At 65.1% G+C, this 25,781-nt stretch carries 24 protein-coding genes and 1 pseudogene; 19 read left to right on the forward strand and 6 right to left on the reverse strand.

All coding sequences use genetic code 11. The features are described 5' to 3' along the window. Nucleotides 1-80 precede the first annotated feature (80 nt). From BG482_RS09020 to BG482_RS09030, 3 genes are all read left to right on the forward strand, one after another. Complete coding sequence (locus BG482_RS09020) at nucleotides 81-863, forward strand: TIM barrel protein (protein ID WP_069768378.1); 783 nt, start codon at nucleotides 81-83, stop codon at nucleotides 861-863. Nucleotides 864-1,199: 336 nt separating this feature from the next. After that, the gene (locus BG482_RS09025) at nucleotides 1,200-2,447 is read left to right on the forward strand and encodes a serine hydrolase (protein WP_069768491.1); all 1,248 of its coding nucleotides are present in this window, start codon (nucleotides 1,200-1,202) and stop codon (nucleotides 2,445-2,447) included. Between the two features lie 684 nt (nucleotides 2,448-3,131). Beyond that, nucleotides 3,132-3,500 (forward strand): hypothetical protein, encoded by a 369-nt coding sequence (locus BG482_RS09030; protein WP_069768379.1) that lies wholly within the window; start codon nucleotides 3,132-3,134, stop codon nucleotides 3,498-3,500. Between the two features lie 334 nt (nucleotides 3,501-3,834). On the opposite strand, the gene BG482_RS09040 is transcribed toward BG482_RS09030, so the two are convergent. Beyond that, nucleotides 3,835-4,161 (reverse strand): hypothetical protein, encoded by a 327-nt coding sequence (locus BG482_RS09040; RefSeq protein ID WP_069768381.1) that lies wholly within the window; start codon nucleotides 4,159-4,161, stop codon nucleotides 3,835-3,837. A 156-nt stretch (nucleotides 4,162-4,317) separates the two neighbouring features. Here BG482_RS09040 and BG482_RS09045 point away from each other — a divergent pair, with 156 nt between their 5' ends. Next, nucleotides 4,318-5,130 (forward strand): hypothetical protein, encoded by an 813-nt coding sequence (locus tag BG482_RS09045; protein WP_069768382.1) that lies wholly within the window; start codon nucleotides 4,318-4,320, stop codon nucleotides 5,128-5,130. Here BG482_RS09045 and BG482_RS43850 read toward each other — a convergent pair. Both BG482_RS43850 and BG482_RS09050 read right to left on the reverse strand, forming a co-directional pair. Continuing rightward, entirely contained in the window at nucleotides 5,127-5,282 is a 156-nt protein-coding gene (locus BG482_RS43850; protein ID WP_176741332.1) for a hypothetical protein, read from the reverse strand. The genes BG482_RS09045 and BG482_RS43850 overlap by 4 nt on opposite strands. Nucleotides 5,283-5,493: 211 nt before the next feature. Then, nucleotides 5,494-5,808, reverse strand: a complete 315-nt coding sequence (locus BG482_RS09050; RefSeq protein ID WP_069768383.1) for a hypothetical protein — start codon at nucleotides 5,806-5,808, stop codon at nucleotides 5,494-5,496. Between the two features lie 380 nt (nucleotides 5,809-6,188). Here BG482_RS09050 and BG482_RS09055 point away from each other — a divergent pair, with 380 nt between their 5' ends. The 4 genes and pseudogenes from BG482_RS09055 to BG482_RS42450 all read left to right on the forward strand — a co-directional run. Beyond that, a complete protein-coding gene (locus BG482_RS09055; protein ID WP_256096311.1) occupies nucleotides 6,189-6,566 on the forward strand; it encodes a DUF5958 family protein in 378 nt (125 codons plus the stop codon). A gap of 703 nt (nucleotides 6,567-7,269) precedes the next feature. Then, entirely contained in the window at nucleotides 7,270-7,629 is a 360-nt protein-coding gene (locus BG482_RS09060) for a hypothetical protein (protein WP_141746559.1), read from the forward strand. Further along, nucleotides 7,611-8,081, forward strand: coding sequence for a hypothetical protein (locus BG482_RS43395; RefSeq protein ID WP_141746560.1), 471 nt, complete (start codon nucleotides 7,611-7,613; stop codon nucleotides 8,079-8,081). The genes BG482_RS09060 and BG482_RS43395 overlap by 19 nt, the downstream gene beginning before the upstream one ends. A gap of 720 nt (nucleotides 8,082-8,801) precedes the next feature. Further along, nucleotides 8,802-8,903 (forward strand): annotated as a pseudogene (locus BG482_RS42450) (site-specific integrase); the annotation flags it as partial. A gap of 195 nt (nucleotides 8,904-9,098) precedes the next feature. Here the strand turns inward: BG482_RS42450 and fxsT are convergent. Beyond that, on the reverse strand, nucleotides 9,099-11,546 hold the full coding sequence (fxsT, locus tag BG482_RS09065; RefSeq protein WP_069768386.1) for an FxSxx-COOH system tetratricopeptide repeat protein: 2,448 nt from the start codon (nucleotides 11,544-11,546) through the stop codon (nucleotides 9,099-9,101). A 23-nt stretch (nucleotides 11,547-11,569) separates the two neighbouring features. Further along, the gene (locus BG482_RS09070; protein WP_256096312.1) at nucleotides 11,570-12,004 is read right to left on the reverse strand and encodes a hypothetical protein; all 435 of its coding nucleotides are present in this window, start codon (nucleotides 12,002-12,004) and stop codon (nucleotides 11,570-11,572) included. A 413-nt stretch (nucleotides 12,005-12,417) separates the two neighbouring features. On the opposite strand from BG482_RS09070, the gene BG482_RS09075 reads away from it, so the two are divergent. The 9 genes from BG482_RS09075 to BG482_RS09110 all read left to right on the forward strand — a co-directional run bounded on the left by BG482_RS09075 (nucleotide 12,418) and on the right by BG482_RS09110 (nucleotide 22,356). Continuing rightward, a complete protein-coding gene (locus BG482_RS09075) occupies nucleotides 12,418-12,813 on the forward strand; it encodes a hypothetical protein (RefSeq protein ID WP_256096313.1) in 396 nt (131 codons plus the stop codon). Next, nucleotides 12,810-13,967, forward strand: coding sequence for a caspase family protein (locus BG482_RS40725; RefSeq protein ID WP_079141698.1), 1,158 nt, complete (start codon nucleotides 12,810-12,812; stop codon nucleotides 13,965-13,967). Before BG482_RS09075 ends, BG482_RS40725 begins: the two co-directional genes overlap by 4 nt. Nucleotides 13,968-15,543: 1,576 nt before the next feature. Beyond that, nucleotides 15,544-16,332: a TIGR04255 family protein gene (locus BG482_RS40730; protein WP_079141699.1), complete on the forward strand. Its 789-nt coding sequence runs from the start codon at nucleotides 15,544-15,546 to the stop codon at nucleotides 16,330-16,332. A gap of 740 nt (nucleotides 16,333-17,072) precedes the next feature. Beyond that, nucleotides 17,073-17,981: a hypothetical protein gene (locus BG482_RS43400; RefSeq protein WP_141746561.1), complete on the forward strand. Its 909-nt coding sequence runs from the start codon at nucleotides 17,073-17,075 to the stop codon at nucleotides 17,979-17,981. Nucleotides 17,982-18,575: 594 nt separating this feature from the next. Next, nucleotides 18,576-19,103, forward strand: coding sequence for a hypothetical protein (locus BG482_RS09090; RefSeq protein ID WP_069768389.1), 528 nt, complete (start codon nucleotides 18,576-18,578; stop codon nucleotides 19,101-19,103). A gap of 57 nt (nucleotides 19,104-19,160) precedes the next feature. Next, nucleotides 19,161-20,012 (forward strand): helix-turn-helix transcriptional regulator, encoded by an 852-nt coding sequence (locus tag BG482_RS09095; protein ID WP_079141700.1) that lies wholly within the window; start codon nucleotides 19,161-19,163, stop codon nucleotides 20,010-20,012. Nucleotides 20,013-20,109: 97 nt separating this feature from the next. Next, on the forward strand, nucleotides 20,110-20,511 hold the full coding sequence (locus BG482_RS09100) for an ATP-binding protein (RefSeq protein WP_069768390.1): 402 nt from the start codon (nucleotides 20,110-20,112) through the stop codon (nucleotides 20,509-20,511). Between the two features lie 175 nt (nucleotides 20,512-20,686). Next, complete coding sequence (locus BG482_RS09105; protein ID WP_069768391.1) at nucleotides 20,687-21,538, forward strand: sigma factor-like helix-turn-helix DNA-binding protein; 852 nt, start codon at nucleotides 20,687-20,689, stop codon at nucleotides 21,536-21,538. Next, the gene (locus tag BG482_RS09110; RefSeq protein WP_069768392.1) at nucleotides 21,535-22,356 is read left to right on the forward strand and encodes an integrase; all 822 of its coding nucleotides are present in this window, start codon (nucleotides 21,535-21,537) and stop codon (nucleotides 22,354-22,356) included. The genes BG482_RS09105 and BG482_RS09110 overlap by 4 nt, the downstream gene beginning before the upstream one ends. A 13-nt stretch (nucleotides 22,357-22,369) precedes the next feature. Here the strand turns inward: BG482_RS09110 and BG482_RS45055 are convergent, their stop codons facing one another. Beyond that, complete coding sequence (locus BG482_RS45055) at nucleotides 22,370-23,278, reverse strand: LGFP repeat-containing protein (protein ID WP_176741333.1); 909 nt, start codon at nucleotides 23,276-23,278, stop codon at nucleotides 22,370-22,372. Nucleotides 23,279-24,063: 785 nt separating this feature from the next. Here BG482_RS45055 and BG482_RS09115 point away from each other — a divergent pair. Beyond that, entirely contained in the window at nucleotides 24,064-24,411 is a 348-nt protein-coding gene (locus BG482_RS09115; RefSeq protein ID WP_069768393.1) for a hypothetical protein, read from the forward strand. Nucleotides 24,412-24,416: 5 nt separating this feature from the next. Next, entirely contained in the window at nucleotides 24,417-25,781 is a 1,365-nt protein-coding gene (locus tag BG482_RS09120) for an FtsK/SpoIIIE domain-containing protein (protein WP_069768394.1), read from the forward strand.

A 25,781-nucleotide genomic window follows, 5' to 3' on the forward strand; every position in this document is an offset into this window, starting at 1 on the left:
TGAGCGACGTGACTGGAACGTTCTAGCGACTAGAACGTTCCAGTCGTGGACGCCGACGAGGCTCTGGAAGGGTGCTGGGGATGTATGAACTGGCCGTCTGTGCCGAGATGGTTTTCCTGGATCTGCCGATGGACGAGCGGGCCCGGCGGGTCCACGACGCCGGGTTCCAGGTGGAGATCTGGGACTGGACCCGACACGATCTGGACGCTCTGGCCCGCACTCCGGCCGAGTTCTCCTCCATGACCGGGTACGTCCGGGGCAGCCTGACCGACGAGGAGGGCGCGGCCGAACTCCTGCGCACCGCCGAGGAGTCGGTCCGGGCGGCGGATCAACTGGGCTGTCCCCGGCTGAACCTGCACGGCACGGGACTGGACGGCCGGGGTCTGCCCTTGTCGCCCGTGACCGGGGAGCCCACCGGCGCGATGTGGATCGCCGCCCACCGCACGGTCACCCGGATCGCGGAGCTGGGCGAGAGCGCCGGCGTGGTCTTCACGCTGGAGAACCTCAACACGGCCGTCGACCACCCCGGAGTGCCGTTCGCGACGGCCGCCGACACCCTGGCCCTGGTCCAGTCGGTGGACCGGCCGGGGCTGCGGATGAACCTGGACCTGTACCACGCCCAGATCGGCGAGGGGAACCTGATCGAACTGGTCCGCCGGGCGCACGCACTGGACCTGATCGGCGAGATCCAGGTGGCCGACGTCCCCGGCCGCCGCGAACCCGGAACCGGAGAGATCAACTACCCCGCGGTGGCCCGCGCCCTGAACGAGCTCGGCTACGAGGGCACGGTCGCGATGGAGGCATGGGCCTCCGACGACCCCGAGTCCGCCCTCGACCGCTTCCGCGCGGCCTTCACCGTCTGAGCAGTCCGACGACCGGGACACCAGGCGTCGCTCGGGCCCGACACCTGGTGGTGGAGTCCGTCGGGCAGGTCGTGCGCCGTGGTGGGAGCGCGGCCCGCTCGTCACAGGTGGTGTGGCAGCCGCCTTGCCGGCCGCCCTCGGCCGGTGCGCCTGGGAAACGCCGCGCCCGGCCACGACTCCCGTTTCCTCGTCCACGGGACCTGGAACCAGGTACCAGGGTCTGATCAGGGTCTGCTCAGGGCGCCCCCTGATGAGCTGGGCTGCCGGTGCGGAAGAGACTCGTGGGCGGGCCGGTCGATCACCGGTGCGACCACCACGAGTTTGGAGAGCGTCATCATGAACAGCTCTGCCCGTAGGGCCCGTTGGACCACTCTGGCCGCCTGCGGAAGCCTGCTGGTGACCCTGGCCGCGGGGGCGGCCGCTCCCGCTTCCGCCGCTCCTTCGGGATCGACACGCGCTGCCGCCCCCGCGCCGTTGCCCGGGCTGGATCCGTTCGCGCTCAAGACGGCCATCGGCGGCCTGCCGAATGCGGACGTCACCGGCGCGCTGCTACGGATCACCGGTCGGGCGGGCCACTGGTCGGGCACATCGGGTGTGGGCAACCTGGAGACCGGTCAGGGCGTGCCGCCCGATGCGCACATCCGGATCGGCAGCATCTCCAAGGTCTTCACCGCCACGATCGTTCTCCAGCTCGCCGCCGAGCACCGGATCGACCTGGACAAGCCCGTCCAGCAGTACGTGCCGGGCGTCCTGCCCGCCGACCTGCCGCCCGTCACGATCGGCCAGTTGCTCAACCACACCAGCGGCCTTCCGCGCGGCGCCGGCAACTCCGACTTCGGTGACGGCAGCCCCGAATGGTTCGCCGCCAACCGCCTGAAGAGCTTCACACCACAGCAGGTGATCGACTTGATGGCGGGCCAGCCCATGCAGTTCGCGCCGGGTACCGCGCAGCAGTACAACGGGATGAACTACTACGTCGCCGGCGTGCTGGTCGAGAAGATCACCGGGCACAGCTTCGCCGACGAGGTCCGGTCCCGGATCACCCGGCCACTCGCCCTGCACGACACCTACGTCCCCGACGCCCACGACCCGCGGTTGCCGAGTCCGCACTCCGACGGCTACCTGACGGTCGAGTTCCCGGACGACACGACGCATCCGGTGGACGTCACCGAGCAGAGTCCCTGGCCCTGGGCGGAGGGGGGCATGATCTCCACCCCCGCCGACCTCGACCGTTTCCTGACCGCGCTCTTCCGCGGCCGCTTCCTTCCGTCGGCCCAGCAGGCCGAGCTCTTCACGGTCCCCGACGTCCCCAGTTTCCACAGCAGCCAGTGCCGTACCGAGGCCGACGCCGGCCGGGCCTGTATGACCATGGGGCTGATGCGGGTCACGGCATCCAACGGTGTCGTGGTCTGGGGCAAGACCGGCTCCCGTCCCGGCTACACCAGCGGTGTGTTCTCCACCCGCGACCTCTCCCGCAAGATCATCTACTCCCTCAACCCCACCAACCTCAACGGCACTGAGATCCGCTACGTCCAGCAGATCGCCGCCGCCTCCTTCGGCGCCGTGATCCCGGCCAAGAGCTGACCCCTGACCTGGGGCTGCACGGAAGAGAGCGTGACGCGAACCGAACTCGCCCTGAGCTCATCGAGGCCGATCCCGGCATCCTGGGGCATCCGTTGCTGCCGATCGGCCGGCAGGTGCTCACGCCGGCCGTGGCAAGCAGGACCCATGGAACGGGTCGGATCGGTACGTGTCGTCCGTAGCGAAGGGCGTCGTCCCATTTTCTGCCCCCGGCCTCCTCGCCGCCCCAGGGTCCAAGCGGCCTCCGGAGCAACGGGGCCGCGGCCGCCGCTCCGTCCCCAGCACGTCGCACGAGTCCACGGATGGTCAACGGCCGGCTGAGCACCGCTTCAGGGGTTCGATCGCTCCTCGGCACTGTCGGGAGGTCGCCCGCACACGCGCGCCAGCTGTGCAGGACTGTCTACGTACAGTAATCACCTACAACGCGACCCAAGCGCCGTAAGCATTCCATGGTCGGTACACCCAGGGGCAACCGGGACGATTGGGAGGATCGATGCCCTTCATCGCCAGGCTGGACCGATGGGCTGTATCGCGCGATTTTCGCACACAATCAGACGTGAAGATCAACACCTCAAGTTTGGCTCAAGCAGATTGCCGACGATTTAATTTACGTGCGAGAGTTCACCTCGACCACAAGCGCAGGTGCAAGTAGTCACTTCCTAGGGGGAAATTTTGAATACTGTTCGTATGGGTGCCAAGGTCACGGCTCTTGCGGTGCTGGCTCTGCCCATGCTCGGCAGCACTGCCTACGCCGCGCCGCAGGATGAGGCCTCTGCTGCTCCGCTGTCGAGCAACCTCGTGTACACCTCGTGGGGCTGCGACAACAACCCGAGGGTGAACCGCTTCAACACGTCGTACGGGCCCGGAAACAATACCGTCACCGTCTACTACAACAACCACTGCAACCACAGCGTGAAATTCCGTGTGGAGTTCTTCGACACCAAGAACCAGGAGAACCACATGACGAGCTGTGTCACGGTCGCTGCCGGCGTCAAGAGTCACAGGAAGTTCGACAAGAGCGTCTTCGACAACGTTACAGGCGTCACGAAGTGCTGACGCCAGCTTGATTTTCGCTCGCTCGTCGACGGAAATCAAATGAACGGGATAGACGGCTTTCGCCGGGTGGGTTTCAGTGGAATTCACCCGGCGAAAGCCGTCTGTCTTCCTGTTTGACCGAGCAGAGGGTGGCGTCGGCAGGGGCTGACGGCTCATGACCCATCCGGCATGCCGACTGCATGAGGTAGGCGCAAGGGGCGGGCTGACCGACGAGCGGCGGTCCTTCCGCGAGAAGTTGAGGATGGTGGCGGCCGAGAGGTTCGCCCAGGACGACGAGAACGCGGTCATCGCGCAAGACCGGCGGAATAACCAAGGCTTGTGGACCGGCAGTTGATCAGATTCGAGTTGATCGGAGCCTGGTGAGCCCTCCGACCGCCGAGAGCTCGTCGTTGAAATGCTCGGCGGCGGCCGGCGAGGTCATGAGCAGGAGTACCGACACGTCGGGGTGCTCGTCGTCGTAAAGATCGTCTTCCCCGCCGTCTCCGGGAATGGCGTTTGGCTGGATCTGGAAGCGGGTCGCGTCGGCGAGGGTGGCCAGGAAGTAGACGCCGAGGTAGTCGCTCTCACGCTCGGTGAAGTTCACGTCGAGTCGGTCGGCGAGCAGGCCGGCCAACCCCTTGGCCGTGTAGGCGCTCGTGCCGTAGGTGCCGGAGACGGTCATCTGGGCATTCTCCTCAGGCCGCGTGGCTTGTTGACCGCGGCTGACCCCTGCATCTGGCACGGAAGTGGCACGCGGCTATCTGCGTCGTGCACCTTCTGATCCGTAGCTCCAGCCGGATCGGTCGGTGACGGCCATTCCGGCCGCTACCAGGCCCCGGTGGGACGCTACGGGACGCGGGATTCGGCCTCACCCGCGAGCGCGGCCGGCGGGACACCCACCACGCCCACTCAGCTGTTCACCAACTACCGGAGCTGCGCGACCGACGCGGACCGGCCCACGTACATCTGGGGCGGAGACGATCTTATCGTCGAGGGCATTCCCGGGACCACCGACACCAGCGACAACTCCCAGGTCAGCGTGCGGTATCAGGTCTGGCCGGTCACCGACCCTGTGCAGACCACGACGTTCACCCGCGACCACGCCACACCCGGCTTCGAGGCCAGCGGCACCCTGCCCTCGGGGTCGCTCGCCGAGGGGCAGATCTACGCGTGGCGGACGCAGACGGTGGCCGGGGGCGCGGCCTCGGACTGGTCGGCCCCCTGTTATGTCACGACCGACAACAGCCGCCCGGCGAACGCCCCTAGCGTTTCCTCGCCGAACTACCCGCCGGACAAGTGGAACCAGGGCGGCGAGCCGGCCGAGTTCACGCTGAGCGCCAATGGCGTCGACGATGTCACCGGGTTCGAGTACTCCTGGCAGCAGGAACTCCCGGTCATCAGCACGACCATCGAAGACCACGGCGTTCCGGAGCCCCTCGACCCGTACTCGGACCCGGGATACTTCACGCGCGCCGACGCCCTCGGCGGTTCGGCCACGCTCAGCCTGGTCCCGCCGAGCGGCTCCGCTGGTCCGATGACCCTGTGGGTCCGAAGCCTGGACCGTGCCTATAGCCCGTCGGAGACCACCAGCTACAGGTTCTACATCAGCTCCACGGCTCCCACCGTCACTCCGGCCGTCCCGTCGCCCTAGCCTTGCACGTGCCATTCACAGAGGCGGACCTTCACCTGACGGTTGTGGTCCGCGTGCCGGATCACCTCACCGGCGACGGCGGAGCCCAGGGCGGTCAACTCCATGTGGTGAGGCATGGCGGTGATCTCGGCAAGGCCGACTGCATTCGGCACGCCATCGAGGAGGAGGAAGACGCCGAACGGGGCGGCCGTACGCTTGGTAGGACTCTCAGCTTGGGAAGCTCGGGTTCTTTGCCAACAGTTGCTGCGCTGACCTGCGGCGCAGCGGTTTCGAAGACTGGGACATCTGCGCTGCCAGTCTCCACTGTTCGCAGTGGTTCCCCGCACGATCTGGCACGCGTATGGCACGCGTATGGCACGCGGCTCACCGTGGCTTTGGTGGCCTAGGGACATCCTTGTCGATCAGCCCGTTGATGAACTCGACTGCGAATCGGTGCGATTCGGGTGACATATCTGCGGGCTCGCTGGCGTACCAGCGGAAGGTGCCCAGCTCTCGTTCGGCCGAGTTCAACCAGTGGGCCAGACGGTGAAGCTGCCCTCCGCTCAGCCTGATGGCGGCCTGGTGGACCCACGCCTCATCTGGCCCGGCGTAGGTCTCCAGAGCCATCACGGCCAGCTCGACCTGGCCCGACTCGAAGACGGACTGGCAGAGGCCGCGGGCGTCGGGAGAAATCGGCATACGCCGAGGATGCGGCGTCCAGGGCTGTAAGACAACGAAGAGTTTTCGCCGGCCGGCGAAACCCGGAGGGTGACGAGTGACCTCTTCGTCCCGAAGCAACTTGGGTGGGGGTGCTGCCTTGGGCTGACGTAGCTCTCATCTGCTGCCATGGTCCGCTGGCCTCCACACTCGTCCGCCGCTGATTGCCTGCGTTGTCACGCAGTTAGACACTCACTCGGGACGCGGACCACCTGCGAGGCGCTGCGCGGGTTCAACGAGGGCCCGCTGCTTGCGCCAGATGGCTATGCCATCAGCGTACGAGAAACCGTGCTGCCCACGGATGGCCATGCCGCGTACCGTCGGTCTGAACCGGGGGGAAGATTGCGTTGTACGCACACGAGGTGGTCCTGAACGAACTTGCACAGGGGCTCAGAGCGCTGACCGACGGTGTCGAGTGGTTCGAGGGCCTCTCAGAGGACGACCAACGCAAGGTTCTGCGCGCCCTGGTGTTGTTCTGCGGGCAGGCCCGCGCCCGCGAGGGCGACGTGCCAGAGAGCATCGTGCGCTCCGGCATCCGCCCCACTCACACGCCGGCCGTGATGCTCGCTAAGTGGCGCTTCGGAATGGACCAACTTCCGGCCTACGAACTTACAAAGTCCTTCTGCCTGCTCGTCGCCCTCTTCGGCGTCGCCGACACCCGCCGACGGACGCTGTACTGCGCTAGGAGTTGTGGTCACCCATGGCACAACCTCCCGGATCCGCCACGGGACGCAACCTGAGATGACTCCTGGCCCTCGGTCTTACCGGGGACCTTAGTGTCCTGGGTTTTCGCTGCTCAGGGACGATGGGATCGTATGGCTGGTGGTCGTCGCTGACCACTGTCGAACGGCCCCGGATCAGCGCTGATCCCCGGTGGTCTCAACCAGAGACGCATGAGCCGTCGATAGCCGGGCTAGCCCGCTATTCCAGTGCCTTGAAGGATGGATGGGACTGCGCATCAACAAGTCGGTCAAGATCGCACCCGGCGTCCGTATCCGGCTCGGCGACAAGTCGAGCAGCCTGAGCGTCGGAGCAAGGCCGACCAAGTCACCCTCAACAGCCGCGGCCGCCGTACGACGACGGTACGTCTCGCCCCCTGCGTGTCTTACTCCACTTCAAAGGGGACAAGGCCGAAGCAAAAACGTATTAATGATCTGCAAGACCTTAGGGTGACCTGAACCTCAGGTTTCACTCAACTGCCGTGACTGGAAGGAGAGTTACGCCCTAGGGTTCAGTTCCTGGCGGTCGATGGGGCCGCTTTCATCAAGCGAAGCACGGGGGAAACACGTGCGTTCCATACCCAAGATCGTCGCAGTCGGCTGCGCCGTCGCCGCACTTGCCGCTGTAGGTGCAGTCCCCGCCAGTGCCGGGACGGCCCATCCTATGATATGCCCGCCCGACAAGGGCTACGACTTCTCGGGCAGCTACAACTATTACAGGGACATGGAACCCCGTTCCGGCGGCGACAGCGGCACGACGATCAGCATCACCTTCCACAAGGGGAAAACGACGACCTCGACGGTCGGCGGGGCGATCTCCGGCGAAGCCAAGGTGGTGATGGTCAAGGCGTCGGCTGAGTTCGACTACCACTTCGCCTGGCAGTGGACGAACAGCTCCACCTACACGTGGTCATGGAAGGTGCCGAACACGATGAGGCACGGTTACCTGCACGCCGGGGCGAAGGTCAGGTACACGAAGTGGAACTACAACCAGACCGAGCCCAACTGCACAACCAAGGTGCTGCGCAAGGGATCGGCGCGGCTGGTCTACGAGGGCCGCGAGACGTGGCACGGGAAAAGCTGACGCGCAGCGCAGGGATCGTTCTGCTGGTGGTGTCCGCCGCTGTGGTTTCCGGGTGCAGCGGCGGGAAGAGTACACCGCCTTCGCCGAGTGTCTCGAAGGCGGCGCTGGTGTCCGATCCGGATAATCCTGACAAGGGCGCTAAGACACCGGGCCGGCTGGGTCCGGGGACGGTGAAGCTGCCCGTGGCTGCGGACCGGATTGCCGCATTGTCCGTGCGGTATGACTGTCTCGGTTCCCTGGGTGGTCTGCAGGTCAGTAATGGGACAGCGCTGCGCGCCGGGATCGAAGTGTGTGACGACAGCGCCACCTACGGTGCCTCGATGAATGCGAAAGACCTGGATGGCCGGAAGTTCGGCGGTACGGTCAAGATCGAGGCCGACAAGCGGACGCGGTGGCGCGTTTCCGTCAGCATCACCGACAAGGACGGCGTCAAACAGACAGTCCATAGCTGAGCTTGACTCTGCCGGGATCTTGGAGTTGCCCGGTGCGTCGGCGTGATTGGTAGGCATGCTCGGGGTGTTCCGAGAGCCTATGCAGTTGTCCAGCTCCCATCCCGTCCGCCGTCGACCCACACACCGTGGAGCGGGCGTGGTTCAGGTTCGTCAAGGTGGAGCGCGCCACTGTACGAACGACCTTGACGCCCCTGGGCCGCGTCTGCTCGGCTCTGCCTGGGTCGACGGTGGATGGGATGGGAGCACCCGCGCACGCCACTACGTGTCCGCGGCCGGCGACGGCGCCCCCTCCATCCTGGTGCCGGCCGATCCCTCGCCGGAGGCATCGTCTTGACCTTGGGCCGCGCTCCACGGTGCTCGACTCATGGCCACCGACCCTATCCACATGTGGGCGCGCGGAGGCGCAGCCGGGGCGGGGCGAGCCGGAGGCAGGAGCGGCGCCCCGAGCGGAGCCGTGAGCGCGCCCGGCGGAGCGGAGCGCAGCCGGGGCTTGAACCAGTAGAGAAAGCTTGAATCATGGTCCAGCTGCCGCGCTGATCATCAGGCTCGCGGGCGCGGCTCCTGCGGCTCTGTGGTGTAGAACCCTGGGTGGGTATGGGGAGTGAGCGACGGGAGCTGATGAAGGCGTTTGGGGCGCGCCTTCGAGGATTCCGAACAGAAGCTGGCCTGACGGGCGCCGTCTTGACGCAACGTGCCGGCGTGGGGCAACCGACCGTGCCGGCTGTGACGGAGGAGGTCTACCGGAAGCAGATCCGGCCCGTCATCCAGACCGGGGCCGTCGCCATGGACGGCATCTTCGGGACCGATGCGCGGCGGCCGTAGCTGCTGTAGTCACGCAGTCGAGCACTCAGGAATCGATAGTCACGCAGTTAGACACGCAGCAACGCCAGAGGGCCCTTACCGATTCGGTAAGGGCCCTCTGATCTGCTATTTAGCTGTCGGGGTGGCGGGATTTGAACCCACGACCTCTTCGTCCCGAACTCTCGGCGGGAAGGTCATGAATGGTTTTCGGGCTGCTCAATCAGCCGTGGGCGGCTTTTGAGGCGCAGTCTTGGTCGCTGAGGTTGCTGTACTTCCGTGCTGTACGGCTTCGGCCTGTTGACGGGCGGTGGCGAGGTTGTTGCGGATGGTCAGGGTGTTGGGGTGGGTGTTGCCGAGGATCTGCTCGCTGTGGGCGACAGCGGCTTCGAACAGGGGGATGGCTCGGCCCAGGTCGCCCGCCTCCTGGTAGGCGCTGGCGAGGTTGTTGCGGCGGATCAGGGTGTTGGGGTGGGTGTTGCCGAGGATCTGCTCGCTGTGGGCGACATTGGCTTCGAACAGGGGGATGGCTCGGCCCAGGTCGCCTGCCTCCTGGTAGGCGCTGGCGAGGTTGTTGCGGCGGATCAGGGTGTTGGGGTGGGTGTTGCCGTGGATCTGCTCGCTGTGGGCGACATTGGCTTCGAACAGGGGGATGGCTCGGCCCAGGTCGCCTGCCTCCTGGTAGGCGCTGGCGAGGTTGTTGCGGATGGTCAGGGTGTTGGGGTGGGTGTTGCCGAGGGTCTGCTCGCTGTGGGCGACAGTGGCTTCCAGCAGGGGGATGGCTCGGCCCAGGTCGCCTGCCTCCTGGTAGGCGCTGGCGAGGTTGTTGCGGCGGATCAGGGTGTTGGGGTGGGTGTTGCCGTGGATCTGCTCGCTGTGGGCGACAGTGGCTTCGAACAGGGGGATGGCTCGGCCCAGGTCGCCTGCCTCCTGGTAGGCGCTGGCGAGGTTGTTGCGGATGGTCAGGGTGTTGGGGTGGGTGTTGCTGAGGGTCTGCTCGCTCTGGGCGAAAGTTGCTTCGAACAGGGGGATGGCTCGGCCCAGGTCGCCCGCCTCCCGGTAGGTGCTGGCGAGTTGGTTGCGGCCGATCAGGGTGTTGGGGTGGGTGTTGCCGAGGATCTGCTCGCTCTGGGCGACATTGGCTTCCAGCAGGGTGATGGCTCGGCCCAGGTCGCCCGCCTCCCGGTGGGCGAGCGCGAGGTTGTGCCGGATAGTCAGGGTGTTGTGGTGGGTGTCGCCCAGCAATTGTTCGCATTGGGTGAGAGCGGCGGTGCCCAGTGGGATGGCGTGGGCGTTGCGGCCTTGTCGGTACAGGTAATCGATGGCCTGGTAGTAGGTGCCGATGGAGTCGGCTGAGGCGGGGGTACCCGGTGGTGTGGACTCAGCCAGGGCCAAGACGTGCGGCAGCAGTTGATTCCACAGCGCCACCGGTTCGGGCAGAGAGTCATTCAGCGGAGTCGGCAGAGCCTCGCGAACGGCTTGTTCTGCCTCTGCGCGGCCCGGGGCGTAGATATCCGGATCCGATTCGGTCGGCGTGCGGGTGCGCAGGACGGTTTGTACCAGGCGGTGGACACTCACGCCTTGGCGATCGTCGGTGAAGGCGATCATGTTGTACGCGTGCAGCTCACCCAGGGCGTTACCCAGTGCGAGGGAGTCGGGGGCGAGGGGCGCGAGGAATGCGCGGGGGATGTCGTCGGGGGCCAGCCAGGCCATGGTGTGCAGGAGGGTGACGGCCAGCGGGTCGCGAGCGGTGATGGCGGTGAGGGTCTGGTCCCAGATCCGGGCGATGGTGCGCTCCGGGTCGTTGACGTCACGGTCCTCATCCAGCACGAGTCCCAGCGAGTGGCGGTAGGTGTCGAGGTCGGTGCCGGTCCGGTAGGCGTAGGCGCCAGCCTGTTCCAGGGCCAGCGGCAGGCACCCCAGATCCTCGGCTAGCCGACGCGCCGCCTCCCGCTGGGCACCGGTGAAAGTTTGGCCGGGGAAGGCGATGGCGCACAGCAGGTCGGTGGCCTCCCCCGTGGGGAGCAGGCCCAGGGGTATGGCGGGGGCGATTGCGTGCCATCCGGTGGCTTTTCGGCTGGTGGCAAGGTGATGCCCGCCGTCCAGGGTGCCCAGGTAGGGGCGCAGGTGCGCCGGATCCTCGACGTTGTCGAAGATCAGCAGCCAGTCGGGGTGGGCCTGAAGCCAGGTGATCGCCCAAGCTGCCCGCTCGTCCGTACCGACTGTCTGTGCCCACTGCGGGCACAACCGCGTGGTGATTGCGGCGAGGCTGGTCACGATCGACTCGGGGGACTCGGCGGCGATCCACCACACCAGCCCGTATTCACCGCGGTAGCGGTCGGCGTAGTGCAGGGCCAGGGTGCTCTTGCCGACCCCGCCTAGCCCGTGGATCGCCCGTGCTCGCGACACGGGCTGCTGCGGCTGGACCACGGCGGCCGAGCCCTGGCCCGTCAGCATCTCCCGCAGCTCGGTCAGCTCGCGCTCACGGCCGACGAAGACTCCTGACACCGACTCCGGCAGGAACCCGGCCTTCGCCGGAGCCCGAACGGTGTGAGCCCAGTGCACGGCCTGCGCCGGCAGCACCACTACCCGCGCGTTGTCCCCGCTGATCGCCACCCCGATCGACTCGGCCCCGATCGACCGCTCACCGGACGCCCTCACCCCCATCGGCTCCCCCGGACCCCGCGCACTCATTGCTGCGGGTGGATGGTGGTGTTGTCGCCGGAGGCAGCGATGCCGATGTGCTGCGCGCCGATCGCCCGCGTCCCGGACACGTTCACCGTCACCCCACCCGGTGCGGGCAGCAACGCCGCCAGCTCACGCACCAACTCCGCATCCTCCCGCAACGCTTGCTTGAGTTGATGCCGCAACGCCCCCGCCGCATCCGCGTCGTCCGGCTCCTCGGCAGCCGTCGCCACCGCGCCCGCCAAAGCCGCCCGACCTTCCTCGTTCCGTCGGCGCCACACCAGATGCAGAATCCGCTGCCCCAGACCCGCCGTCCCCTCGACCGCGGCACCCACAGCCGCATCCTCGGCCCGGCTCAGAACTGCTGCTCCGTATGCGGTCACTGCGGCCGACAGGTACGGCGTTGCCTGCTCCATCAGTTCGACGATCTCCGTACTCACAAGCACTCCTGACCGTTCGTCATCCTGTTGTCACAGGTGACTAAGCGTAGGAATCGAAGACACTCCTTGAGTGCAAAACGGCTAAACCGCCTGCTGCAGTTTCAGGGGCGAAGCTTCACAGCGGAATGCCGGACGCAACCGGACTACTTCTTCTTGCCCTGGGTCTTGCCGGGGATCTTGGTGACCTGCGTTTCCGCTGCTCAGAGGCGGTGGGCACGTGCGCCCGGTGGTCGTCGTTGGTCGTCATTGGCCACTGTCGAGCGACCTCGGACGGCCCAGAGACGGCCCAGTCGTGGCCCGCATGATCGGCGTCAGCCAGAAGAAGGCGGCTCGTCTCACGCAACGTCTTCGTGCGCGTTCCTGTGAACGTCTCTCACCCGCTGCGACTTTGACCGACGATGGGATCGCAGACGTTGAGCAAGATCAGTTGGTACGGGGAGGGGCACGTTGTGCACGTTGATCTGCGCATGGAACACGGTGCGGGTGAGCTGCGCTCACTCCACGCTTGGTTACGAAGTGACGCGACTGTGCGCCGATCGGCCACCATTGAACTGCAGGACGGATCGTTCCAGCCGGGACAGATGGGCTCTGCCGTCGAAGTGATCAAGCTGGTCACCGAGAACGGGTGGAGCGCGGCTTCATTCGTGATGGCCGTTGTGGCGTGGAAACGGGCGCGATCGCAGAGTCCACAGATCACGATTAGCCGTGAGGACACCACCGTCTCGCTCACGAACTGCAGCGACGAGGAAGTAGAGCGCGTGATCCGGATCCTGAGTGAGGGGCAGACCGGGGAAGGGCAGGACGAGTGAGTGCGCTGCCCGACCCAGGAGCATCACGAGCCCTACTGATTGGCTCCAGTCAGTTCGACCACCTGGAGCAGCTACCGGCTGTCGCTAATAACCTCACAGCGCTTGCAGAGGCTCTCTGCCTCCCCACCGCCTGGGGGCTGCCACCGCAGAACTGCGTAGTTATGTTGAACCCGGCATCCAACGATGAAGTGATGGAGGAGTTGCGATCCGCGGTCGAGCACGCCCGCGACACGCTTCTCGTGTACTACGCCGGGCACGGGCTGATCGACCTGCAGAATGCCCTGCAACTTGCGCTACCAAAGTCCCACCAGCAGTGGGTAGGGTCGGCACTTCCCTACGACTGGTTGCGTCAGGCTGTTCTCGCAGGCCCGGCAGAGCGCCATGTGCTTGTGTTGGACTGCTGCTTCGCCGGCTTGGCCCTGGGGACGATGGCCGGCACGCCGGAACTGGCCGATCAAGCTTCTGTCGAAGGAAGCTACCTCTTGGCGGCAGCATCGGAGACGAGCTACGCCCTTGCTCCGCCCGGCGAGAGGTACACAGCCTTCACCGGCGAGCTTCTGGAAGTTCTGCGCGCAGGCATCCCGGATGGGCCGGAGCTCCTGGAGCTCGATTTCGTTTACCGGCATCTGCGCCGCTCACTCGGGGCCAAGAGGCGTCCCATACCGCAGGCTCGCAACAGGAACACCAGCGCTCGACTAGCGCTCGGGCGGAACCGAGCTTTCCTACCCAGTCCGCCTGTGGGCACCGTTGGCGCAGACTCAGTCAGTCGCGTTTGGCCTGCCCCGGACGGTGTGCGTACCGCTCAGGATTTCATCGCCAGGCTTCGGGATGTGCGCCAGAGGTGCGGCTTGACGCAAAGGGCTGTCAGCCAACGGTCAGACGGACGGATCTCGGAGGGCAGCGTCAGGACGCTGCTCAATCGCGAGAGTCTCCCCACAACATGGACAGCTACCCCAGCCTTCCTATCCGCTTGTGGCGTGCCGGAAGAACAAGTGGAGCAGTGGCATGTGGTCTGGGCGAGACTACGGGTGGACGCGCCGAAGTCCGTCGGTACTGCGCACCCGTCAGAAGCGCAGGTGGCGAAACCTGCCGCAAGGATAGGAGCTGCCTGGCGGACACTAGCTGGGCGAATTGGGCGACCGAAGTCCCGCTAGTCCCGGCGACTAGCGGGCAGGCGAGCCATGGGCAGTTGGACTTGTTTGCTGAGGAGTTGTACTCGGCTGATCTGAGTCGCTTCCGAAGATCGTGTTCCAGAGAGCGATGGCAACGACCGCCAACGTCACGATCACCCACGTTGAAGGCTTCTTCGCCCTTCTTGAGACCACCGTCGGCCTTACGTACGTGGCCGCCCGGTAATGGCCCCTCCGTTGCTGCGCCATCGCTCACCCTCCCCCGAGGTCACTAGTGGGGCGAGCTGCTCGCCCTGCTTAGCAGTGTGACAGTGAGGTGCGTGGGCTGAAAGTGGGTTGCAACCATGCGGCTGGATTCCGTTCCATGCCGCCACCTGTCCACTAGAGGGCCGATCGGAGGTACCGCAGAAGAGAAGGGCGCACAGCATCTGGCCCATACCGTCCTCGCCCCAGCGAGTGATCAGTGCCGCGCTCTCCGTGCTCTCGTGCTGCGACTGTGACTGCCCAGAGGTTGGGCGCCTCCAAGAAGTGCCGACCGCAGACCTGGGATGCGGCCGGCACGGGGCTCGGCTACGCCATGCCTCCTTGTGCCGACTAAAGCTGGCCAAGGTGGGTCAAGGTGGGTCAAGTAGCGTCCACGGAACCTCTAGCGACGACAAGCACGGTGCAGTGCCGACTACTTGCGATTCCTGTACAGCAGTTCTGAGCCATGACGGTGCATGCGCTCGCCTCTGCTGTAAACGGTGGCTGAGCGGTCGGTGGGAGCCGTAGGGTTGCCCGGGCCGCCTCCGTCAGCAGTATTGGCCATATTGAGAGGACGCAAGTGCCACCTCGTACTCGAGCCAAAATCGTTGCCGTGGTTGCCAGTGCTGCGGCTGTCATCGTCGCGCTGCTGCCGGTCGGTTTCACTAGCCAAGGCGTGACCTACTCATGCGGATCCGCGCTCTCCGCGACGTTTCACAGATGGCCTGGGTGCCGAGATGCTGCCCCTCCCTACCTGATCGCCGCGGTCGTGATCGCTGCTGCGGGTGTGGTAGTTGCCCTCAGCATGGCGAATAAGGATCACTGAGTCGCCGTCGATTCGACTGCATGTGTCCTGATAGTCGGCCCCCTGCTGGCTCGGGCACGACGTGAGCCCCTCGTCCTCAAGCGACTTGGGTGAAGGCTGTTCATTGGGTATGGGGCGCCGCTCACCTGCAGTACCGGTCTGCTGGTGTACGTCCTTGTCCGTCACCGTTGTCACTCAGATAGACACTCAGCCGGGCTCAGACGTACACCGCCTTGCGGCTGCCAGTTAACCGGCTGCGGCAGGAGTGGTCGCTGTACTTCACTGCTGAGAGCAACGGCTCCGGAAGGCGCGGATACTTCGATTGTTTCTGCAGTTCACAGAGCTACCAGAAGATCGCCCGGTTCCGCACGTCCCAAAGGTGGTGCGGGGCAGCTCAGCAGGGCTCTGGTGCTGGAGCTCCTGGAGGCTCCCGTGCCCGCCAGGCACGGCCTGGTTAGTCGCTGGTCCTGCCGTCATCGAGGTGAGGGCCCGGGCCTCCCACATGGGGCAAGGCGGGTGCGCCGCGGGTGGGTGTGAAGTAGAGTGTGAAGCATGGGAGACGGACTGTTCGGAGACATGCCTGCGATCGAGGTGCCCTTGAGTCGGGCTCCGCTGACGCGGGTGCTGACCCAGGTCCGCTTCCCATCGGTACCAGAGATTGCACTTGGTGACGGTCAGCATCGTCTTAGTAGTCTATTGCGCAAGGCCTATCCGATTGTCCGCCAAAAGACCGGCGTTAACCTTGTCATCACGCCCAACGGAGTGATGCAGCAAGAGGGACAAGCAGGCGTTTGGCAGTTGCATGATAAGGCGAGCCGTTGGCAGGTTTCCTTTTCTGATGGTTTCGTTTCTCTTGAGACTTCGGATTACACCTCCAGAGACGATTTTTGCGCCCGCTTGAAAGGCGTACTTGAGGCTCTTGCGGAGGTAGGCGAGCCGGTACTGTGTGACCGTATCGGAGTCCGGTACATCAATCAGATCACCGGAAGTCCTCTCGAAGACATTGGCAGATTTCTCAGCCCCCACCTCGTAGCGGGGTGGACTCTTTCGCGATCAACGGAAAAGGCCGCGCTGATTCAATCAGTAAACGAAATGCTCTTCGTTGAGGCGTCCGACAAAATGCTGATTCGAAGCGCATGGGTTCCGCCGGGCGGGATGGTCGAACCTACGATTCCAGTCCTTTCGGAACTAAGTTGTGCGCTCGACTTGGACGCGTTCACTGACAAGGCTGAGGATTACTCGCCTGAAGACGTATCTGCGCGAGTTCGAGACCTGGCCGACGCCGCCTACCGAGCGTTCAGGGCGCTCGTCACTGACGATTTCCTGGAACACTATTCGTAAGGAGTTTCAGGTGACTGCCCTTTCACTTCCCTTCGGTTCCCGAACTGAGGCAACAGGGTCGCGAGTGAACAGCGACTTCTCTAAGCCTGTTCGCATGATATCGGCCGCAGTGCTTAGCTTTTGGGGAGTCACGGGAACAGCTAGCACAGCGTACGCCGCTCCGCCCCGCCAGGAAGAGATCGCCTACGTCAGCTTCCAGACGGGCGATGGAACGGCGGTGGCCCCTCGCCCTGTTCTTGAGGGGCAAATCGGCACAGCAGCCGAAGTCCGCGTGCTCAGAGAGCGGTCTGGCCTCAGCTGGCAGCAGGTGGCTCGGATCTTTGGCGTCAGCCGGCGCGCAGTGCACATGTGGGCTGCGGGAGGGCGCATGACGGACCATCATGCTGCTCTACTTGGGCGTCACCTTGCCGTGGTGCGGGAGCATGATCAGGGAAACGCAGAAGCTACCAAGCGGTACCTGCTCGCGGCTGCCCCAGGGGAGCGTTCGCCGTACCAACTGATGGTCGACTATCAGCTGAAGTGCCGAGAGAAGCCGCTTCGCGGGGAGCTTCGAGCGGCTACGCTGTTGGCAGCAACTGAACCAACTCCCTTGTCGGGCACGGAAGTCGTTCGTGGCGGCCGTCGTCTGGGCAAGGCTGCCGACCGGAGCGTGAATGGGGAGCCAGGAAGCGGCTGACGATCAAGGGTCACACATCTGTAAACAGGTAAGTGACGTGTTGACCCGCTGGCGTCAAGGTGACGTGCTGAAGAACGTCTCCGCCGTGCGCCTCGTTGATTTGAGTCGCCCCCTGACCCCTGCCGCTGAGGCTTTGCGTGAGGCTGAAGGTGTTCCGCTAGCGACTGCTGACGTGCAGCCTCCCGAGCTGGCCATTTTGGACTCCATGGAGCCCGGAGGCTATGCGGTTGTTTCGCAGACATGTGACGTGGTTAGACACGTTTCAGTACAGCCGTTTATCCAGCTCTGTCCTGTGCGGAGCATTCCTGCCGATCAGCTTCGCCAGATCCAGAAGTATGAGTCGACTCAGTTTGTTTGGCTGCCGCAGCTCGGTGAAGATCAGGCTGCGGATCTGACTCGGACATTTACCGTCGAGAAGAGTGTCTTGGTCGGACAAGAGCCGATTCATGGAGTCGAAACCGACGAGGAGATCCGAAACTTCGCGGCGGTAGTAGCGCGTCGCTTTGGTAGGTTTGCGTTCCCGGACGATCTCCATGACTCTATGGTTCGGTTTCGGTCCAAGATCGTATCTAAGCACGGAAAGGGTAGCGACGAAGGTTCTGCCCTGCGGCAGATTCATCAGATACGTGCGGAAGCGCTGCCGAATTGGGGCGCTGAATCCATTGAGGTAGTGCTCCATTTCATACTGGAACCCACTGTGCTACCCGAAGTGGAAACCTGGCCCAAAGGTAGCCCCAACCTGCCTTCTGTTTCTATCGTTGAGGCAGCCCGGAATGTTGCGACCTCATCAGGCACGGATGGGGTTAAGGCGTGGATGGCCTTGGCACATGCATGGGTGTCACTGTGTGAGCCCACTGGGGTTATCAAATCCATTTCCGCGCAGGTGACCACCACCGAGCTCTTCAGTATGGAAGACATTCGGCGTACTGAGCAGTTGGATATGGATTATCTTTCCGTTTCTGCTGGCAGTTAAAGCTACGCCCTTTGGGATGCCGTCCGGGACTACTCGCGCGTCGAGCCATCCGCCGCAAATCATACGTGCGCGGCCAGATGAAAGGTCGGCGGAGCGGCTTTGGGCTGGAGCTGCTTTGGCGCGAGTGATCATGGCCCCGTAAGCTTCCGGCGCGTCGGGCAGTCTGTGGACCTGCCCGGTAAAGCACGACGTTGGGGCCATGATCTTCGAGGCTCGCGCCAAAGTGGCTGCCTAAAGCCGTGGAGCCGACCGCCCCAGCCACGACGTACCCCTTCTCTGGCATCAGGCGGCTGATTGCTCTGTGCGCGGCACGGGCGCCGGCCGGGCTGGAGCGGGGCGGAGACAGGAGCGCAGGCCCGGCCGGGGGCCGGGCCGCGCGCGGTGAGCGGAGCGAGCCGCCTTGAACCAGTAGAGAAACTTTGAATCATGCTCGTGGGGCTGTGCTGTCCGGTCCCGGGAGATGCTTGACACTTCGGTCCCAGCTGACGGTGGCCGTGATCGGCTTTTCTGTGCACGTCGTTGCGGCGTGTGGCAAGGCGAGGGCGAACCCTGCACACCAGGCATCAGGGACACGCTGGCCGTTAGCCTGTCCGCGTGATCCCTACCGATGATCGGCAGTTCCCAGCTGCCCTTGCCGCCGCGCTGGCGCTCCCGTTCGACTACAACGACGGCGACGGGGTCGACTTTGAACCCTTCCAGGAGTTCCTGTCTGCGGAGGAGACCGCCGACTGGTTCCAGGCCTGGACGGGGAATGCGGAGCTGAGTGGCGACCGGTTCCGCGTGTTCGGGCAAGACGGGTCGGGCGGATACGCGGCGTTCTGGGTGATCCGGCCCAGCTGCCCGCTCGCCGATCAGCCTGTGGTCTTCCTCGGTTCTGAAGGCGAGACCGGCGTCGTGGCGCGTGATCTGGGTGCCTTCTTGTGGCTGCTGGCTGGTGGCTTCGGCCCTTGTGAAGCAGCCACCTCGGATGAACCTGACTGGATGCCGTCGCTTAACCGCGACTTCGTGGCCGTCGCGGAACGATTCGCGGCCGACCGGCGGCAGCCGGCAGCTGCCGTCATAGAGCAGGCCACCCGTGAGTTCCCAGACTTCGATGACGCGATCATGGAGCTCTGCCGCTGACTCGGTCCTCAACTCCTAACAGGAGCTCCCTCCGCTCGGTGGTGTAGAACCCTGGGTATGGGGAGCGAGAGGCGAGAGCTGATGAAGGCGCTGGGGGTGCGTCTGCGGGGACTTCGTACAGAGGCTGGCCTGACGGGCGCCGTCCTGGCGCAGCGGGCTGGGGTGGGGCAACCGACCGTGTCGAAGGTCGAGAACGGGCGCATGGTTCCCAGCCTCGATGTTCTGGGCCGTCTGTCGGTCGCTCTCGACCTGGACGAGCCGACCTCTCGCGAGGTGCGTGACCTCTTGGCCGCAGTGGAAGCCGCGCCAGGCGCAGTGCCGCTGTCCGGCGAGGAGGTTCCCGCTGGAACAGTCCTCGATGAGGCGGTGCGGTCTGCTCGGCTGGTCCGGTCGTTCCAGTGCGTCGTTCTGCCGGCCATGCTTCAGAGCGCCGAGTACGCTCGGCACGTCTTCGCCAGTGCGCCGTACTCGACGCCGGAAGCCGTCGGTCGCGCTGTCGCTGCTCGTGTCGAGCGGCAAAGCCTCTTGTACGAGCCGGGCCGTGAGTCGGTGTTCGTGCTGACCGAAGGGGTGTTGCGAACCTGGCCGGGGGGTCCTTCGCTCATGCTCGCCCAGTTTGACCGGCTGCTGGCTGTCGAGAGTCTGAGCACTGTGCGCCTGGGGGTGATCCCGTGGCGTCGTGCGGTGCCGGTCATGCCCCGGCACGGGTTCACCTTGTGCGACCGGCGGGCGGTCGTGGTGGAAGCCTTCCGCGGTGAGCGAGTCGTCGAGGACTCCGACGAGGTTGCCGCGTATGAGGAGACCTTCCGGCGCTTCGAGGGGGCGGCCGTCTTCGGCCGCGAGGCGCGCGAGCTCCTGGTTCGTGTGATGCGGGAGTTCCAGGAGTTGGAGGACTCCACCACCCATTAGAGGAATAATTCCTCAAGATGCCTGGTCGACCGGCCACGCGTGGGAATACTCTGCTCGCTGAGTCGTCTAGCCCCCTAGACGAGGAGGAGTGTTTCTCATGCCCAAAAGCTGGTGCCGGATGTTCCCCGGCCTGACCTGGCAGGTTGCCCAGGCCCGTCACTTCGTCGCCGCGTTGCTGGAGGACGAGACCGCAGAGCTGGTCGACGACGCCGTCCTGGTCGTCGGCGAGCTGGCGGCCAACGCCGTCAAGCACACACGGAGCGGCTGGTACCGAGGATGGTTCCTCGTGCTCGTCCACTTCGTGGATGACCTGGTTCGTATCGAGGTCGTCGACCAGGGCGGCGACGAGGAACCTATGGTTCGCAGCGTCACCAGGCACATGGAAGAGGACGGCCGCGGGCTGATGCTGATTGCGGCGTGCGCCAAGAACTGGGGTGTGAAGGACCGGCCCTCGGGTGCGCGCTGCGTCTGGGTCGAGCTTGTGCGGACCGGCTCGTGATGGGCGGCTTTCCGGCGGTGATGTGTGGTGGCCTCGCGGGCAGTGGAGTGTGAGTCCCCGGGGAGTGCCTGGGCGCCGGGCCGGCTTCTACGTGATCGGAGTTCATTCGGGCAGGCGACTCCCGCCCGTTCCGTCTAGGGCCCTAGACTCCTGGTTACTTCTAGGAGGTGTGGTCATGTCGGACGAGTTGCAGCGGATCATGGCGATCGATGATCCGTACCTGCTTCTGCGTGAGGTCACGACACGTTTGGCCGACGCGCAGCAGGAGGTGACCGAACTCGCCCGGCTCCGCCGTCGTGTCGTTCAGGACCTCCACTCGCAGGGGTTGTCGTACGCGCAGATCGCCGAGAAGGCCGGCCTGAGCCGCGGGCGGATTCACCAGATCCGCCACACAGGCCCGGCGCCCGAGGGTGCGTTCCTCGGCGCGGGCGCCGTCACGGTCGTGACTCCGCTGCGGTGGGACGACGAGAAGAAGCGCCCTGTCGTCGCCATGGCGGACGTGAACTCCGGCAGGCGGCTCGAAGAGCTGGCCAAGTCATACGGGCTCGACGTCAGTTCCGGCCACGTCCTGGTGAGCGGTGAGGTCGACCTCAACCGTGACGGCCTGGTCGTCGTCTGCGGACCGGGCATGTCGCGGACCATGAGCGACCTCTACGCGCAGGATCCCGTCCTCAGCTGGGAACACCCCGACGACGAACCGTGGGCGCTGGTGGACAGGCGTACCGGCACGGCCTATCGCGCGGGAGCGGACACCGAGCCGCAGCGCTCGCACGACGTCGGATACCTCGGCAGGTTGCCCCGCCCGGACGGCAACGGCTCCGTACTCGCGATCGCCGGCATCCACACCGCGGGCTCCCTCGGCGTCGTCCAGCTGCTCGCCTCCGACCTGAACACGCTCTGGGGTCAGGTGGGAGAGCATCACTTCTCCACGCTGGTGAGCGTTGAGTACGACCCGGAGACGGACGAACCGCAATCCGTCGAACTGCTCACCCCGATCTACCGGCACGACGAGGAGACGACGGCGTGAACGTCGCCCTCGCCTCATTGCCCGCCGAACCCGGCCAGGCGAACGAGGACTTCGCCGCCGCTGCTGCCGGGGCGGCCGTCCTCCTCGACGGGGCCGGGGTTGCCGGGGCAGATACCGGGTGCACGCACGGCATCGCCTGGTTCTCCTCGACGTTGGGCGGGCTGCTGCTGAGTACCATCACGGCGCACCCCACCCGGCCGCTCGCTGAGTGCCTGGCTGACTCGATCCGCGTTGTCCGGTCGCTGCATGAGGACGGTTGCGATCTGACCTATCGGGGCAGTCCGACCAGTACGGTCGTCGCCGTCCGGGTCGACGCGGGAGCTCTCGAATACCTCGTACTCGGCGACTCGACCCTTCTTCTGGCCGACCAGGACGGGAAGACGACAGCCATCACTGACCAGCGCCTGGACGAGGCCGGCAAGCGGCTCCGTGGTCCAGTCGACGAACTGCTCACGGGCTCACCCCAACATGCTGCAGCCCTGGCCCGGTACCGGGACGCCCTTACGGGGCTCCGCAATCGGCCGGGCGGCTTCTGGATTGCCGGGCCCGATGCGCAAGCGGCCGAGCACGCCCTAACCGGGGTGGTACCGCTCAAGAAACTGGCGTCCATAACGCTGCTAAGTGACGGTGCGACGCGACTTGTCGACTCCTTTGGCATCGCTACCTGGGAAGGGACGTTGTCCGTCCTCAACTCCTTCGGGCCGAATGAACTGATCCACCACGTGAGGAAAGCTGAGGCTGGCGATCCTCACGGCCGCCGCTGGCCCCGTGGCAAAGCGAAGGATGATGCCACTGTCCTGCACTGGATGATGTTCTAGTTGGCCTAGCAAACTAGAGGTTTGGCAGGGTGTTGCTCCAAGCCCAGGCCCCGCGCGTTGGGGTCCAGTCAATGCCGTAGGTGGTGTGGTAACCCGAGCGAGGGTAGTTATCGCGTGTGGTGAAGAGACTCCTCCTGCCACCAGGGATCGCGAACTCGTCAGATGTTGGGAATCCTAGTTGGCTGTTCTCCCAGCCCATGGCTGCCCACTTGTCGCGAATCGCTCCGTGGACTTCATGTGCGCCGGTTGAAGGAGACCAGTAGATCGATCCGGTCTGGAAATGGTTGAACGCGCCCGGCTTGTTCGGTGTGCGCGTCTCGTCAGATGTTGGGAATCCTAGTTGGCTGTTCTCCCAGCCCATGGCTGCCCACTTGTCGCGAATCGCTCCGTGGATTTCGTGTGCGCCGGTTGAAGGAGACCAGTAGATCGATCCGGTCTGGAAATGGTTGAACGCGCCCGGCTTGTTCGGTGTGCGCGTCTCATCATTGAGTGGCAGTTTGAGGAAGCTGTTTTCGAACCCCATCGAACCGTATTTCTTGTTGATCTCGCCGTGAGTTTCGACGCCTCTCCCCCGCTCATTCAGTTCCAGGAACAGAGTCGAATCAGGAAAAATGAACCGCGCTGTCTGGTAGTCGCTGTTGGAATCCGGGATTTCGACTCGTGCCAGACCGCCTCCGCAGCCGTGTGCCCATAGCTGGCTGCTGCTGTTGAATATGTCCTCCCAGGCGGCCTTTCCGCGGCCATAGATCTGGTAGATCCGAGATTCCTTGACGACATCTTCGTTGTATGTCTCAAAGGCGACCTCCGGCGGGTAGCCTGCGCCTGTCGCTTTGAATGGAGACTTATGGCAAACCGGCGTCGGGAAATCGAGCGAAATGGCATCGGCGGATGCTGGGGTCAAAGCGCACAGGGCGAAAGCCATGCCCAGAACGGCAAGAGTGGACCGCTGACTGTTGAAGCGATTGCGTCGCACGATTTTCTCGCTTTCGACCGATCCGGTGCTTAGCCCTGAGAACTTACAGGTGCTGAGTGAGTTGCGAAAGCCTTACCTCAGGTAAGGGTGGTCTGAGATTCGTGTAATCGGCACTGGCCGTGAAGGTCTCGGTAGCGGTTTCGTATCCTCGGGCGCGCGCGTATCGGATATGGGTCCACGTCAGACGCCTTGTGGGTGGCTGTGGCTGTTCGCTGCCGCCTGATTTGGGATCGTTGTGCCGGCGGCCTGTGAGCGACGGTCACCTCAGGGAGTTGTACGCGCTAGTGACGAGAGGCTGCCACTCGTCTGGCGTAGGCTCTGTATCTCATCCTTGGCCAACGGTTAGAGGGTGCCGCTCGCCGCTGAATATTGCCGCTATATCAATTTCAGTGAAGGGAGGATAGCCAAGCCCCCGGCGAGCAATGCGGTGCATGAGGCGCTTGGGCCTTCGTCGTGCCGCAGAGCAGGCGGCGTGAGGAGGTTGTGCCGCAGCCATCGAGTCGCCCAGCTGCCCGCGTGCGCGCTTGAGTCACCACTGCGCCTGCTGAAGTCGCGGAAGAAGCGCAGCCTGAGGGCCAGCTTGCCTACCCCCCTAGACAGTTGACGGTCCATCGGTCTAACGTAGTCGTCAACCCCCCTAGACAGTCAGGCGGGTGGCCCCTCTGATGTCTAGGGGGGTATCCAGACTCAAGCGGTGCGGGCTGAACGCATCGCCACCAAGTGAGGTTCACGAAATGCGTGTAATCCCCGTAGATGTCTCCGCTGCGACGCTCCTCGTCACCAAGCTGCCTGAGGTCAAGGTGAAGGACCGTCAGACCGGTGAAATCGCCATCGACCCGGTGACCAACGACCGGCTCATGGTGCTGGAGCTGGTGTTCATCGCGGCGGGCGGTTCGGACATGATCAAGGTCACCGTTCCCGAGAAGGGCATCGGTGAGGGCCTGGTGATGGGAGCTCCGGTCATCCTGCCCGGCCTCATCGCCCGACCGTGGGAGAGCGAGTTCGGCGGGCGCATGCGTCACGGCATCGCCTACCGCGCGGACGCGGTCATGGTCAACGCACCGGCTCCGGTGCAGGGCTGAACGCCATGACCAACCCCGTATGGACGCTGGCGCTGTGCCTGCTGGCACTCGTCGCCGTGTTCGTCCTGCGCCGGCACGCACCGGTCGCGTTCTGGTGGCTGGTCGGCTATCCGTTCGTCGCGCTTCGCGTGCTCACCACCTACCGGGCCACGATGGACGCCTGCGGCCTGACGGTCCCGGCCTCGGCCGTCCGTCGGGCCACGGCCCGGATGATCGGGCGGGAGGCGGCTCCCGTCCCTCCTCGGCGGTCGCTGCCGTGGCCGACAGGGTCCGGGCTCGTGATGCGGCTGCGCATGGCGACCGGGCAGGCTCCCGAGGACTTCATGGCCTCGGCCGACCGGCTGCGCCACGCCTGGGCGGCACACGCTGTGCACATCCGCCCGACCAAGCCGGGCTGGCTCGAACTGCGCTTGATCGGCTGGGACGTGCTCTCCGATGTGCAGCCCGCACGGCGGTGGAAGCAGCGCGGGCCGCTCACCCTCCCGCTGGCGCTTCGGGATGACGGACGGTGGCACGTACGGGACTTCCGTGCTGTGCCGCATGAACTCATCCTCGGAGCGACGCAGTCGGGCAAATCTGTCTACCTGCGGAACCTGGTGTGCGGCCTTGCCCGGCAACGGGTCGTGCTCGTCGGGGTCGACTGCAAATGGGGAGTCGAACTGGCTCCGTTCGCACCCCGGTTGTCCGCGCTCGCTGACACTCCGGACCGTGCGAACGAACTCCTTGACGTCCTGCTGGAAGAGATGGAGGCACGGTTCCGTCTCATCGGTCTCTCGTCCGCTGCGGGCCCGGACGCTGTCCTCACCTCGGACGTGTGGGGGCTGCCGGACGCGGTAAGGCCGGTGCCGGTCGTGGTCGTCGTCGACGAGGTCGCGGAACTCTTCCTCGCCGCGAGCCGCGACGACGAGAAGCGACGCGACGCCATGGTCACCAAGCTGATCCGGATCGCCCAGCTCGGCCGTGCGGCCGGCATCTACCTCGAAGTGTGCGGGCAGCGCTTCGGCTCCGAACTCGGAAAGGGCGCGACCATGCTCCGCGCCCAGCTCACCGGCCGCATCTGCCACCGGGTCAATGACGAGTCCTCGGCGAACATGGCGCTCGCCGACATCTCCCCGGAAGCGGCTCTCGCCGCCACCTCCATCCCGGCCGAACGGCCCGGCGTCGCCATCGTCGGCGACTCCTCCGGCGGCTGGTCCCGCGCCCGCTCACCGCACCTGTCCCTCGACGAGGCGGCGGCCATCTGCCGCGACACGGCCGCGCTGGTGCCGGAACTGCCCCGCCTCGACTCCTTCCGGTCCGTCGTCGCCGTCGAGTCCTCCAAGGCGCTCACCCCGGCCGGCGTGCCTACCGCCCGCCCGGTGACCGAGTAG

The organism is Streptomyces sp. LUP30, from assembly GCF_001746365.1.
GTDB lineage: Bacteria > Actinomycetota > Actinomycetes > Streptomycetales > Streptomycetaceae > Streptomyces.